The sequence below is a fragment of the Paenibacillus sp. Y951 genome, assembly GCF_056786395.1.
Genome location: NZ_JBXCIY010000011.1, coordinates 65948 through 80644, shown reverse-complemented (window position 1 = coordinate 80644; position 14697 = coordinate 65948). Strand labels below are relative to the sequence as shown.

8 protein-coding genes are annotated in these 14697 nt (G+C 39.5%); 2 read left to right on the top strand and 6 right to left on the bottom strand.

Annotated features, from left to right (window positions below):
- Window positions 1–43 precede the first annotated feature (43 nt).
- Entirely contained in the window at window positions 44–1669 is a 1626-nt protein-coding gene (locus AC1TPB_RS16165) for a response regulator (protein WP_482077446.1), read from the top strand.
- A 155-nt stretch (window positions 1670–1824) separates the two neighbouring features.
- Here the strand turns inward: AC1TPB_RS16165 and AC1TPB_RS16160 are convergent, their stop codons facing one another.
- Window positions 1825–6180, bottom strand: coding sequence for a carbohydrate binding domain-containing protein (locus tag AC1TPB_RS16160; protein ID WP_482077445.1), 4356 nt, complete (start codon window positions 6178–6180; stop codon window positions 1825–1827).
- A 380-nt stretch (window positions 6181–6560) separates the two neighbouring features.
- Between AC1TPB_RS16160 and AC1TPB_RS16155 the strand changes: the two genes are divergently transcribed.
- Window positions 6561–7016: a substrate-binding domain-containing protein gene (locus AC1TPB_RS16155; protein ID WP_482077513.1), complete on the top strand. Its 456-nt coding sequence runs from the start codon at window positions 6561–6563 to the stop codon at window positions 7014–7016.
- A gap of 102 nt (window positions 7017–7118) precedes the next feature.
- On the opposite strand, the gene htpG is transcribed toward AC1TPB_RS16155, so the two are convergent.
- The 5 genes from htpG to AC1TPB_RS16130 all read right to left on the bottom strand — a co-directional run bounded on the left by htpG (window position 7119) and on the right by AC1TPB_RS16130 (window position 14576).
- Window positions 7119–8999: a molecular chaperone HtpG gene (htpG, locus tag AC1TPB_RS16150; RefSeq protein ID WP_482077444.1), complete on the bottom strand. Its 1881-nt coding sequence runs from the start codon at window positions 8997–8999 to the stop codon at window positions 7119–7121.
- A gap of 121 nt (window positions 9000–9120) precedes the next feature.
- On the bottom strand, window positions 9121–10302 hold the full coding sequence (locus AC1TPB_RS16145; RefSeq protein ID WP_482077443.1) for a sn-glycerol-1-phosphate dehydrogenase: 1182 nt from the start codon (window positions 10300–10302) through the stop codon (window positions 9121–9123).
- Between the two features lie 161 nt (window positions 10303–10463).
- Window positions 10464–11378: a hypothetical protein gene (locus AC1TPB_RS16140; protein WP_482077442.1), complete on the bottom strand. Its 915-nt coding sequence runs from the start codon at window positions 11376–11378 to the stop codon at window positions 10464–10466.
- Window positions 11347–12798, bottom strand: a complete 1452-nt coding sequence (locus AC1TPB_RS16135) for a FecR family protein (protein WP_482077512.1) — start codon at window positions 12796–12798, stop codon at window positions 11347–11349. Before AC1TPB_RS16135 ends, AC1TPB_RS16140 begins: the two co-directional genes overlap by 32 nt.
- A gap of 194 nt (window positions 12799–12992) precedes the next feature.
- Window positions 12993–14576 (bottom strand): stalk domain-containing protein, encoded by a 1584-nt coding sequence (locus AC1TPB_RS16130; RefSeq protein ID WP_482077441.1) that lies wholly within the window; start codon window positions 14574–14576, stop codon window positions 12993–12995.
- Window positions 14577–14697 lie beyond the last annotated feature (121 nt).

Sequence of the window (14697 nt, the reverse complement as noted above, 5' to 3'; positions counted from 1 at the left end):
TAACATATTGATGACGCTCCAAATAGAGAGAAAGAGGTAAAGGATGCTACAAATATTGCTCGTAGATGATGAACCCTATGTTGTGGATGACCTATCCATTACAATACCTTGGCAAGAACTCGGATTTGACCAAGTACATATCGCATATTCAGGAATGGCGGCACTCGAAATTCTTCAAAAACATCCAATCGATATTGTCATTACGGACATTAACATGCCGCAAATGTCCGGCATACAATTAATCGAGCAGATTCGCAGTAGTTGGAAAAATATTAAGTGCCTTTTACTGACAGGCTATGCCGATTTTGATTATGCAAAGCAGGCAATTGAACGTCAGGCAAGTGGCTATCTGCTAAAACCAATCACTACTGAACAACTTATTCATTCATTACTCGAGCTACAACAGGAAATACATCAGGAATGGGAGAGTTTGGCTTCATATCAACGATCTATGCAAACGCTACATGAGCAACTACCGCTACTACGGGATAAGTTTTTGAATGATTTACTGCGAGGCAGAAAAATTTCAGATTCCCAGTTTGCGGAAAACACCGACAAATTTGATCTTCCTTTTTCTATTGGCGATACGACCTCGTTGCTTGTCGTTCGGCTTGAAGATTTCTTTCAAAGACAGGATTTGAATAGTCTTTTGTTGTTTGAATACGCTATCGTAAATATTGCAAATGAATTACTTCAGGAACACTTCCATTTTTGGTCTTGCAAGGATAGTCATGATTATCTTGTATTTCTAATTTCACCTAAACCTTCTATAAATGCTGGTAACGAGGATAATCTTCTGAAAAATGCTGCTTATCAGCTTCAAAAAAACGTAAGTAGCATTATTGGTGGAGATATTTCAGTCGTTACGACTGGCTGGGGACCAATTCCGTTAAAAACTCGTACACTTTATCAGTCGGCTGTCACCACGGTCCATCAACGCATCGGTCCAGAGACAGGTGTTTATTTGTCCAGCGTAGCGGAAGAAGTAAACCTGCCCGACACACCAACATTACAATCTTTATACGAACCCCCTACGCTGTTTCATTTATTTGAAACGAATAACTGGGATGCTCTTGAAGAAAAAATAGTAGCCATTTCCTTAGAATTAGGAAGCCGTGAAGAACTTTCACACGAGCATGTTCAAGAATCTAAATATTTACTAGAGGCTGCTTTCTTTTATTTCGCTCACCGGAACAACAAGCTGCTTGGAGAGATAATAGGACTACCTCATCTTGAGAACCGTACTATACATACACCAGAGCAACTTAAAGACTGGGCTTTAGGGGTCTTAGCGCAGCTAAAAAAACATTTTGACTCCGACCGTAAAGATCGGCGCTCATCGATCATAGCCGGGGTAAAAGGGTTTGTAGACGATAACCTCCACTATGTATCACTTCATTCTATAGCAGATCATGTAAATCTACACCCTGTCTATTTATCGAAAATCTTCAAATCTGAGACAGGTAAACGTATCAGTGATTATATATTTTCAGCGAAAATGGAAAGGGCTACCTATCTTCTCACTCATACATCGTTCAAAATCTATGAAATATCTGAGCAGTTGGGTTATTCTAACGCGCACTACTTTATTAAGCTATTCAAAGAATATAGTGGACTTACCCCTCAGGAATTTAAAGACGTTAGGAAAACTCGAGGAAGTTTGTCATAAGCCTAAAAAATTCAATTATTATATGCTCTCCACCTAGTACAACACTAACCAATAAAACGTGTGAATTCCATCTTTCCAAGCGCCTGCATGAAAACAAGGCGATCTTTCCTCGAAATAACACGAGAATCGATCGCCTATTGGAAAATAACACTAGTTTAACTACCCGGTATAGGTCCCTCATTAACTAAGTTAATGTTATCGATATATACCGATGCAGCCCCGTCAAGTTCATCGATTTTTCCTAACTCAAAAGTAATTCTTCCGATACTCGTACCATCTGGCTCTACATCGAAGTAGAAAGTGTAAGTCTCATACTCGGTACCCAAATCAATAATCTCACTGCCATACCCATTCCAAGTATAATTATTCACTTCATCCAACCAACCTACACTAATATTCATTTTGCGGTCAATCGTGGACTTGGATGTAAACGTCAATTTGTATCTATCCCCCTTGTTATAGGGCAAACCCTCATAGTAAATTTGACGATCCCAACTATTCGAACCTGCCATGGCTACGTCAATTCGTAGTACGCCATCCTCATGCTGAATAGATAATTCATCATTTTCCGTCGAATAGCTATTCCAGCCTTTTATTCCAGTCGTAAAATCACCATTGGGAATTAGATTACCATCATCTACTATACCTACGCTTACCGGATTAACTTGAATCAGAGAAATATTATCCAGAGTAACGGTATGTTCACCCTCAATGCTGCCCAGCTTCCCCATACTGAATTGTAGTACGGCGGCAGACTCGTCGGAAGGCATAACAAAATAGTATTCAAATTCCGTCATATCGGAAGTCAACTCTATTTGGTTTTCCAGATACGTCGCCCAATTTCCATCATGTGTACCATCATGCTGCACTAGGGCAACAATATCTCGTGATACATCAGATGCTGCTTCAAAATACAGTCTGTATACCTTTCCTGACTGCATCGGAATACCAGGTTGCTTCAACTGTACATGCCATGGTTCAGTTCCTGGGCCGCCTAGTTTAACCTTTAATTGCCCGTCTTCTACTTGCATAACTGTGCTTTTAACAGGATCTGTCTGTTCCCAATCCATCTTAAACAATTCCCAGTCATTAGAATTTTCTTGGAAACTACCGTTAACAGTCAAGTCCTCTGACAGCTCAAGCCATGCAAGGTCAAAGTCAGTTCCTTCTACTTTAAAAATATGAACGCCTTCAAGCAATTCAAGCTTTGGAAATATTATTGTCTTATATACTCCATCTAGATTATTGTCATCAATATTTGCGTTAACAACAGCTATTTGCTCTTCGTCTTCATTCCAAATACTTAAAGTGATTTTTGATCCAACATCATTACCTTTCACTCGAACCATCGGAATATAAGTACCACTGTTTACTTTTTGTTTGTATTTCACATAATCATCTGCATCGAAATCGGTTACATTCATACCTCCTTCACTACCAGCTATAAGTGTTACTCCATCCATAGCCCAATATGAATGGGCAGCCGTATGCAAATAGCTTTTGCCTTCATTCTCGGAAGGAGAATATCGTAGAATTAATCTAACATTATCGATGGCTACAGTACCTGCATGTTCTCCTAGCAGAAACTCAAGATTGGATGAAGATGCATTAGCTCCCTCCAAAATTTTCATATCGATCGTATAGGATTGCATTTCCGTTGTTAACTTGATCTCTGATCCGCTTATATACTCTACGCCCTCAGTCGTACCAGCATCTAATGCAATGTGGATCGGTCGATTGGTATCTGCCTTAGCGTCAAAAGTAAGCATATAAGACGCGCCTTCCTTAAGTGGAAGATCCTTATGAACGAGCTTCACGTCATTAAGTGATGATCCACCATTTGCAATATTCACCTTCAATATCCGTTGCATATATGGTAATGCCAAATCATTTGTCACAGATGCTAGCGCTTCCGCTTCATTCAATGTTGAAAACTCCCAAAATGCTAATCGTTCTTGTCCTAAATCAAAGTTACCATTATAGATCAAGTTACCGTCTTTAAGAGGTTTACGCGGTTCTTTAACCCCATCTGTTTCTGTCACCTTTACATTCGTAAAGTAAGACGCAATCGTGTTTAATCCTAGATTGAACTCAAATCGAGCGTTATTGTCAGTCATGTCCTCCATTTTAAATGTGTATTCATAACTCTGCCATTGATTAGTTAACTCGAATGTATGTTCCTCCGAATAAGCTTTCCATTCGCCACCGAACTCAGTTAGCTTAGTCATAATGGAACGATCTGCATCCGCCTTAGCATCGAATGTTACCTTATAGGTCTTACCTTTTTTTAAGAAGATCGGTTGCTGCGTCAATTGTATCGAATAGAGTTGATCTCCTGCGGACGTTACTTCAACTTTTGCAGCCTTACCTTTGACTTGATCATCAACAATTGAAACACTTCCGTCACCGTTTTCATTTACTATAAACTCCCAGTCGTTAGGCACATTATTATTATTCGCGCCCTCATTGAAAATTCCATTATAAATCTGATTGCCATCAGCAAGTGGCTCGCGCTGTGCTGTAATACCATTTGATGGATCTGGTCTATTCCCTGTCACATCAGGCCATAGATCAAGGTTTTTATACTCATAGACACGAACATAATCGATAAACATCTGATCACTCTCAAAGTCATCCCTTGGATCTCCTGGCCAATCTCCCCCTACAGCAAGATTCATAATCATGTAAAACGGACGATCGAACGGCGCTGGATATGTGTAGTACTCCGGCTGCCCTTCCCTTTTCGTTCCCCAGTCACTGCTCTCAAAAAATAAGTGTCCATCTACATAATATCGAATCAGCCCTGGTAGCCATTCCATTGTGAATTCATGATAATCGTCATTGAATGTCTGTCCCTCAGGTAGTACATATTCTTTTGTTTGCATAGTATGAGGGCTATCATAATGAATAGAGCCATGAACAGTACGAGGGTACTTATCTGCATGATCTGCATCACTCGCAACCGGTCCCGTTAACTCCATAATATCCATCTCACCGCTTCCAGGCCAAGGTCCGTACTGCTCAAACTCGTCTGTCGGCATCATCCAAATTGCTGGCCACATACCTTGTTGCACTGGTAGTTTTGCTTTAACTACAAATTTCCCGTATGTCCAATCACCTTTCAGCTTTGAAGTGACTTTACCAGAAGTGTAGTTACGCCCACCATACTCCTGTTTAAGTGCTGTTAGCTGTAATACGCCTTTATCTCCATCCTTTGCTAGCCTTACATTGTCTGAATGATAATATTCAAGTTCATTGTTGTAGACAGTTCCAGTATGCTCCACATTCCATTTTGTTGTATCTATTGCATTTCCATTAAACTCGTCATTCCATACTAGATTCCAATCGTCCACTTCATTACCAGGACTGGGAGCTGGAGTAGGAATAGTACCAGGAACGGAAGGTTTAGTACTTGGAGCAGAAGATGTATCTATAGAATTATTGTCGTTCACCTCGTTCGGTTGAAAATCTGCCCCTTTCACCAGCACTTTACCATTCAAAGTTACACCATCAGCATTGACACGAAGCCGACCAATAAATCCAGTGTTACTGATTACCGAACCATAGCCTTCATCAGCAATCTGCACATCGTCAACTTTTGAGCCTACTAATACATCGATTAGAGCTTTTCTTTCCATCAATATCCATTTCACAGAGGAGCCCGTATCTAACACCAAACGAACTCCCTTCCCTTTTTTGTTCAACACGACACCCTCTAGATGCGATTCACTGAAATGAATGGAATTAATGCCGCCTCCCTCAATGATTGTAGCTCCTTTAACTGTAACCCGATCGAAGAAGACATCTCCTTCTCCAACACCTTCAGTGATATAAAGATTACCATGGATAACTGTATTACTAAGTCCAATATCCGCACTCTGAATAACTGCATTACCTTGAATCTCTGCTACATTGTAATTGTCTGCTTTGTATCCAAACCAACGAAATGCTCGATCCAAGAGGACAACAGCCTCGCCCCTTGTTAACGCGGCTATAGGATTAAGCATGCTGTTGACATCTCCATGCAAATATCCTTCAGATACTGCTTTCTTAACAGCAAATTGCGCATAATCTCCTATCGTATTGGCGTCCAAGAAGCCTCCAAGATCTGCATTACTGGAATAATCGTCCAGATGCATGGCACGTACAATCATAATTGCCGCATCCTGTCTTATGATGTTATCCTTAGGTCGAAAGCTCCCATCCAAATATCCGGTAATAATGCCAGCTTCGTGTACTTTAGCTACTTCATCAGCATACCAATCTGAAGTGTTAACATCCGTAAATGGCTCGACGCCTTCTTCAACATAACCAAATATGCGGTAAAGCATCACCGCGAATTCAGCTCGACTTATCGGTTGATCTGGATGAAACTCTCCATTAGGTAAGCCTTTAATTATACCTACCTTTCCGAGATTACTTGCAGCTTCAGAAGCCCAGTGACCCGACATGTCTGAATAGCTAACTTGTGCTACGCCCATATTCTCTTCGCTATGAAGTAACTTTGACACATTCACCTCGCTATTCGCATATGTTCCCGCTGAAAATAAAGAGACTCCCATGCACACCAACAAAATAACAGATATTATACGATACAAGCTGATCACCCCCATTTAGTGCGACGACTAATGCCAACGCTTATCTATTAGTATAAATTGGCTTAATATTACTCTATATACCAATTCATTAGTATTGATACCAAATTTCAAACTCAGACCTATAAAGAGATGTTTCTATGTAACCGGTGGGTTGATTCCATAAAAAAAGGCTACTGCAGACAGAATTCCCCCATAGTTATTGATGAGAACGGAAAGAGTTAATTTTACAAATAAGCGACTAATAGCCCGAAGCTCCTGTATATCAGAGCTTTCGGGCTGTTAATTTTCATTCGATTTCATTACATTTAAACAATTACAGCTTCAATGAACGCTGGTTAGCTTATCGTACTGCTTTAGAAGATCACAATATCGAGCTGAATCAGAATCCAATACTAATCTCGCCCACTTTAGAACATATACAAGACGCAATTCTAGAAGCTGTTCAACAGGATGGGATTCCTGAAGTGTTTATATGCGCAAACGATACTACCGCAATGTTCGCTATCGAGGCACTAAATAGTATCGGCATACAAGTACCACTAGATTGTATCCTTACAGGCTTTGACTATACCTATCCTGAATTACCTTTATATGCAACAGCTAATGTGAATAAAGAGATCATAGGTAGTCGTGCCGTAGATCAATTATTCTGGCGTATTCTCAACCCGAATCAACCCTATGAACGCAAACTACTAAGTGCCGAACTAATCTTGAATAGACAATATAGTAAAACTTCAACAAAAAAATAATCAACAAAAAGAGGAAGTAGAGACCAGCCCAACGGGGCCATCCCTGCTTCCTCTTTCTATATATTGAACGTCAGCATAATCATCGTGATCACAAGCGAACCCCTAGACCATTACGCGACAGATATTATTGCTCAGCTCAACAGGATCCTCAATCGATAATCCTTCAATCAGTAGAGCTTGGCTATACAACAACTGTGTATATAGAGCAAATTTCTCTTGATCACTACCGTACGCTTGTTGTAGCGCGCGGAACACATCATGATTAATATTGATTTCCAATACTTTATCCGCTTGAACACCATTAGCATCAGGCATTGCTTTCAAGATTTTCTCCATTTCGATGGACAACTCGCCTTCGGAAGAAAGACATACGGGATGACTTTTCAAACGTTTCGAAGCTTTAACCGTTTTGATTTTGCCATCAAGTAAAGATTGCATACTAGCAAATAATTCTTTTGTTTCCTCAGAATCTGCTTGCTCCTGATCTTCGCTGCTATTCACATCGAAGCCCAGATCTCCACTAGAGATCGAACGGAATTCTTTCTCCTTGTAGCTTTGGATTACCTTAAGAGCAAATTCATCAATATCATCCGTTAAATACAATACTTCGTAGCCTTGATCTACTACAACTTCAAGCTGTGGCGATTTTTCGATTCTCGCTACAGATTCACCTGTTGCATAGTAAATATATTTTTGATCTTCTGGCATACGTTCAATATATTCCGCAAGACTAACAAGCTGGTTTTCTTTGGAAGATGTGAACAATAGTAGATCCTGCAAGTCGTCTTTATGCATACCATAATCATTGTATACGCCAAATTTCAATTGACGACCGAATGATGCATAGAATTTCTCATATGACTCACGTTCGTCTTTCAATAAGCTTTGTAGCATAGATTTGATTTTGTTTTTAATGTTCTTCGCAATTAGTTTCAATTGACGATCATGTTGTAATAACTCACGAGAAATATTAAGCGATAAATCCTCTGAATCAACCATACCTTTCACAAATCCGAAATAGTCTGGAAGTAGATCAGCGCATTTCTCCATAATTAGTACGCCATTAGAATATAACTCTAACCCTTTTTCATATTCCTTCGTGTAGAAATCATATGGTGGGCTTTCAGGTAAAAATAGAATGGCATTATATACAACAGCCCCATCTGCGCTAATATGAATATGCTTCAACGGCTTATCGAAGCCATAACGCTTGTCCATATAGAAGAGATTATAATCATCATCTGTCAGTTCATTTTTGTTGCGACGCCATAGAGGTACCATACTGTTAAGTACTTCTTCTTCCACAACCTCTTCAAATTCACCTTCAGCATCCGCTTTTGGTTGTTGTGAAGCAATATCCATCTTAATCGGATAACGAATAAAATCAGAGTACTTTTTAACAATAGCTTTCAAGCGATATTGTTCCAGATACTCATCATATTGTTCATCTTCCGTGTTTTCCTTAATATGCATAACAATTTCAGTACCAATTGTAGCTTTCTCAGCTGCCTCGATCACATAACCGTCTGCACCATCAGAAACCCAGCGATATGCTTCATCACTGCCTAGTGCACGCGATGTTACAACTAGCTGATCAGCAACCATGAATGAAGAATAGAAACCAACACCGAATTGACCGATAATGTTATGTCCATCTTGAGCTTCATTTTCTGATTTGAATGCAAGCGAGCCACTCTTAGCAATAACGCCTAGATTATTATCTAGCTCTTCCTTCGTCATCCCGATACCCGTATCAGTAATCGTTACCGTACGAGCACTTTTATCGATTGAAATTTTGATGAAATAGTCCTCTTTATTGAATACTAATTGATCATCAGTTAACGCCTTATAATAAATTTTATCCATAGCATCACTTGCATTAGAAAGTAATTCTCTAAGGAAAATTTCCTTTTGTGTGTAAATGGAGTTAATCATCATCTCCAATAGTCGTTTGGATTCTGCTTTAAATTGCTGTTTAGCCATCGTGATTCCAATCTCCCTTCAACTACAATCATTAATTTGTATTAGCACTCTGTCTACTTGAGTGCTAATACTAGTTATATACCATATATCAATTTCCAATGTCAATATTTAAGTTATTAATTTACTTCTTAGTATTGTGAGCATGTAGTAGCGTATAACGCTCAATCCGAATATGGTGCGCTTGCTCTAAACTTAATTTACAAAGCTCTGGTGAGATCCCAAGCTCAGCAATCGTTGTAGGTCCACCAACTTTTTTAAGTAAATCAGTTAATACTTGCGCACTTGGAAGCTCATTCAATAATCGCTTAATTTCTCCCCAATGTTGCGTGACAGCTGGATTAACATCTGACTGTAGACCGAAATCCTGCTCAGCCAATTGATGGTATAGCGAAGCGATGACAATACAGCTTACGCCAACCTTCGCCCCATGCAATAACTGCTTGTAACCTTGCTTAATAAATTCCATCTCCCAATAGTGTGAAAGATGATGTTCTGCTCCAGAAGCTGGATGCGACTTCCCGAATATTAACATTGCAATGCCTGATTCGATAAGCGCACTCATCAGATGTGCAACACCCGCTTCTTCTCCCGCAGCAATACTATCCGCTGCTCGTACACATTTATGAAGTGCGTTAACCGTAATTTCATCTGAAATAGGCAGATACGACTCATCATTCGTAAGGTTGCCGAATTTCCAATCGAATAACGATGTATATTTGCCTAGAATATCACCAAAGCCTGCAGCGATAAGTGACTTAGGTGCTTTAACTAATATAGCTAGATCCGCAAATACAGCATCCGGACCAATCGCTACGATTGTTTTTTTGAATCCTCTAATAATGATTGGTGCACCTTTGGAGTTGAAGCCATCAACAGACGGTGCTGTTGGTACTGATATGAACGGTAATGATACCGTATGCGCTGCATAACGCACGACATCATGAATCGTACCGCTTCCTACAGCGATAACTACTTCTGGACCATGCTGTTGGATCGCTAATATAAGTTCTACGATAGTCTGCTCGTCTGCAATGACATCGCCAACTTTATTTGCAGTAAGTATTGTAGTTGTAGCCTCGATAGTACCATCTTCATTAAAGTATCGCTCTAATTGCTTTGCTGCTACTTCATAGGTTTTACTATCCGCAACAAGCATAACCCGCTTCATCCCGCGTTGTTTCACATAGGGAACAAGCTTCGACAATGCACCTGTTTCAATCATAATAGTATCCATGCCAATACTTTCACGCATCTTGGCATCTAGCTGCTCCATAATAGAGTTAATGTCTTGTACATAGTTCATCCTGATCTCTCCTAGCACATATGTAATGTATAAAAGGAGACGTCCCCTTACTCGAGTGTCGAGCAGGGAGTTGTCTCCTTCATTATAACGATTACTTATTCATTCGTCACACCTAACTATCCATCTAAACAACGTTTAAAAGGAGCTTCAAAAAGTGGACTTTAAGGTTGGATAGTTTGCCATTGAATATTTTCAATAATAATTAAATAGGTCACTGTCATGCCATCTTTTGTGACCCTTAAGCGATATTGATGCGAATCACTCGCTGAATATGGGTAATCCTGATAATTCGTTTCATCATTACTCTCAAGTCCTTCCCATTCATCTCCTCCACGATTCACGTCTATCATCACGAATTCTTCATCGTTTACCTTTTCGAATCTTATATAAGGAGCTGATCCATCACTAAAGTCAAGACTATCTATCGTAATAATATAATCAAATTCCTGATCGCCTTCAATAATTGTATAGTCTACTAGACTATCTTCAGAAATTCCCTCTATGCCTCGAAAAATATTAATTGGCCTTTCGTAATTAGCAGTAGATACATTCAATTTGAACACTTGTGTGCCAGCGATTTGACTGTGCTTAACGGTTACTGAAAAAGTCATTTCCGTTGCATAAGAATCCAAATACATACCGAATATGCCTTCGTTTTCATCCAGTTCACGAGAGCTACCATCTAGTGTTACCCCTACGATTTGCAACGAGTTGTCGTCCGTTGGTGTTGGTCCAAACTGAAGATACATCTCGCCAGTTTCTAGTTCAATTGGTTCATCAACAGATAGATCCGTAAAGAGATTACCACTAGTGTAATTCAATTCTGAAGGACCGCCATTATGATTAAGACGAAGTTCGAACGGTTTCTCTATTTCTGACCATGTAATTGGTACAGTAATTGGTGCAGTCGTCGAGATATTCAATTTGAACACTTGTGTGCCAGCGATTTGACTGTGCTTAACGGTTACTGAAAAAGTCATTTCCGTTGCATAAGAATCCAAATACATACCGAATATGCCTTCGTTTTCATCCAGTTCACGAGAGCTACCATCTAGTGTTACCCCTACGATTTGCAACGAGTTGTCGTCCGTTNGCGATTTGACTGTGCTTAACGGTTACTGAAAAAGTCATTTCCGTTGCATAAGAATCCAAATACATACCGAATATGCCTTCGTTTTCATCCAGTTCACGAGAGCTACCATCTAGTGTTACCCCTACGATTTGCAACGAGTTGTCGTCCGTTGGTGTTGGTCCAAACTGAAGATACATCTCGCCAGTTTCTAGTTCAATTGGCTCATCAACAGATAGATCCGTAAAGAGATTACCACGAGTGTAATTCAATTCTGAAGGACCACCATTATGATTAAGACGAAGATCGAACGGTTTCTCTATTTCTGACCATGTAATTGTTGGCGTCGGCGTCGGCGTCGGTGTCGGTGTCGGTGTCGGTGTTGGTGTTGGTGTTGGTGTTGGTGTTGGTGTTGAAGTAGATGCTCCTCCCTTGCTCAACTCTTCTAATCTATCTTGCTTCTCTTGTTCATATTTATCTCTTTCAGCTTGGCTAAGCTTCTCAAGCCATAGTTTTTCTAATGCATCAAGTCGATCCTGCTTCAATTTATCCTCTTTAGCTTTTTGTTGGCTAGCTAAAAAGTCTTTTTTTAATGCATCTTGTTTTGCTTTCTCAGCCTTTAATTTTTCTAAACGCTGTTGCTCACTTAATTTCTTCGCTTCAAATTCCCAGTCAACATCGTCTTGATTTTTATGCAATTCATTATTAGCCAATTGCTGCTCTTTGATTTTTTGTTGTAATTCTAATAGATGATTTCTATCTATTATATTCTGCTTAGATGCCTCTTCTGCTAATGCAAGCAATAAATTATATACATTATCAGTATATTGATTTTCTGATAGCGGCAATTGCTGAACTTCCGTTGGAAAAGCTGTCGTTGTAAATGATCCCATTAGCTCTTGGTTTTCATTTATAATTTTTTGTGCGCTTTCCAAGATCATTTGCATCACTTGAGAACTCGTTGATGCTAACATTTGCTCTAATACTTGATTATCGATCGGAATAATTCCTAATCCAGCTTGATTATCTACAGTCAATGCTGACGCTGGATAGACATTAAACTGATCCGTATTATTATCGCTTCCTGTAACATTAACATTTCCCGACAATACCGCAAGCGATGGTAATCCTGTATTAGGATCTACACCTACAAAGAAGTTTGTGCCTCGCACACCCATAATGGCAGTCGGAGTTTCCAATACAAATTCATCATCTTTATTTTTAATCGATTTTACATCGACCCATGCTTTTCCTTGGAGCATACTTACTTTCGTTGTTGTACCACTTTTATTAGACAACTTACTAAAAGTTACCTTTGTACTACTCTCTAATATGAATGTATCGTCTTCTGATGTTCCATTAGAAAATTTCAATACAACTGAACTTTTCTTACCAGTAGTTACGATATCACCTTGATTCAAGCTCATTCCTTTGAATCCTTTAAGTGTCTTTTTACCACCAGATTTTTGAACCTCAACTGTGCCTTCCATTTTTGATATGATTGCAACTCTTGAAGTGGCCGCTTCAGCTGTTCCAATATGGCTAAATATCGATACTGTCAAAAATATAGCCATAAGCGTTACTATACTCCATCTTTTCAAAGTAATTCCTCCTTCGCACATTATGGGTTGAATATTTTATGTCTTATAACAACGTTACTATTCGCTTGATCCCACTGCACATCATATCCAAGCTGCTCTGCAAAGAATCTCACTGGTATTAATAATCGACCTTCTGTTAACATAACGGAATTGTCCATAAGTAATTCACTGCTCACACCATTTTCAAGCTTTATCACTCGATTACTTGATGAAGAGAATGTATAGGTCAAATTCTCATCAACGATAACTTCATATTGCTTTGACTCTGCCAAATAGTTGATATTCAAACCGAGCTTCGTAACGATTGCTCTCAATGGTACATACGTGCGATTTTTTTCGATCATTGGAGCAACATCGGTTTCTAGCAGTTCGTTATTTACAATAATATGAATGAGGCCAGCTTGATCTACTATTTCTGGAATAATATAAGATTGAACGACTCTTATTCTATTGTTAGATGAATCAGCAATCGCGATATCTCCATTGGCTAATTCGATGACATCGGTAGGCTCATTCAATGCTGCCGAAGAAAGTATGCCATCAGCGAAGCCATATTCCTCACCAATACCAGCCACCGTAGTTACATTTCCATTATGAATCGCACGAACGACATGATTAAGTGTATCTGCAACAAGCACTACACCTGATTGTGTTACCGTAATACCCGCTGGAGAGGATAGACGCGCAACGGATACTGCTCCGTCAACATAAGCTCCTTCCATGTACAGCTCGTTGCTATCATATATGCCATTGCCCGCTACTGTCGATACCGTATTCGTAGCAAAATCGATATAACGTATACGTTGATTTCCCCTATCACTAACATATAGATTATCTTGATCATCTATAGCTAGACCAGTAGGCTCATTGAACATAGCTTCAGCCAAAGAACCATCTGCAAAATTCCCACCATACTCTAGTACACCAGGGAAATATTCAACTACTCTGTCCGATACCTTATTCAAAGTTGTAACATTGCCCTTCGTATCTATTTTACGAATAAGATGATTAAGCGTATCTGCAACATAGACGTTACCTTGACTATCGATAGCAACATCCGATGGATAATAGAAACCTGCTGCTGAACCTTGCCCATCTTGATCACCAGGCTCCCATGAACCAGCAATGGTTGTTACCGTACCCTCCTTAGTTATAAGGCGAATACTATGATTATTTGTATCAGCAACATAGATTTGACCTTGGACGTCCATCGCAAGTCCACCAGGTGATTGATACATTGCTATATCAATAGCGCCGTCCCCATAGCTACCTATCGGCATCGAGGATTCATCAAAATCTACAATATGACCACTTAAAGTTGTCAACTGATCGTTAGCTAGTAATCTAATTTTATGATTTTTGCTATCACTAATTAGTAAACTACCATCTGGCTGCTGCAGTATTGAAGTCGGATAGAATAGTGATGCGTCTGCAGTGGAACCATCGTTAAAATCTTCTTTTGATTGTCCTACGATTGTGCGTAATTCTAGTAATCCTTGCTTACGATCGAGCACACCCTCACCTTGCACAACAGATGGTGTAGCCACAGCCATCAGGCATACAGATGCGATCACGATATATTTCTTCAAAATCTGATGTTTCATCTCATTCACCAACCTTATATTTTTTCAATTTTATTACTCTTCCTAATGAAATTTTTCATGGCATAAGTTTACTCTACTAGTAACTATACAGATTCACATACTGCATTTCAGTAATCTAGCT

Coding starts and splice junctions, on each gene's coding strand:
- AC1TPB_RS16165 (WP_482077446.1), top strand. CDS start 44: ATGCTACAAATATTGCTCGTAGATGATGAACCCTATGTTGTGGATGAC.
- AC1TPB_RS16130 (WP_482077441.1), bottom strand. CDS start 14,576: ATGAAACATCAGATTTTGAAGAAATATATCGTGATCGCATCTGTATGC.
- htpG (WP_482077444.1), bottom strand. CDS start 8,999: ATGGCTAAACAGCAATTTAAAGCAGAATCCAAACGACTATTGGAGATG.
- AC1TPB_RS16145 (WP_482077443.1), bottom strand. CDS start 10,302: ATGAACTATGTACAAGACATTAACTCTATTATGGAGCAGCTAGATGCC.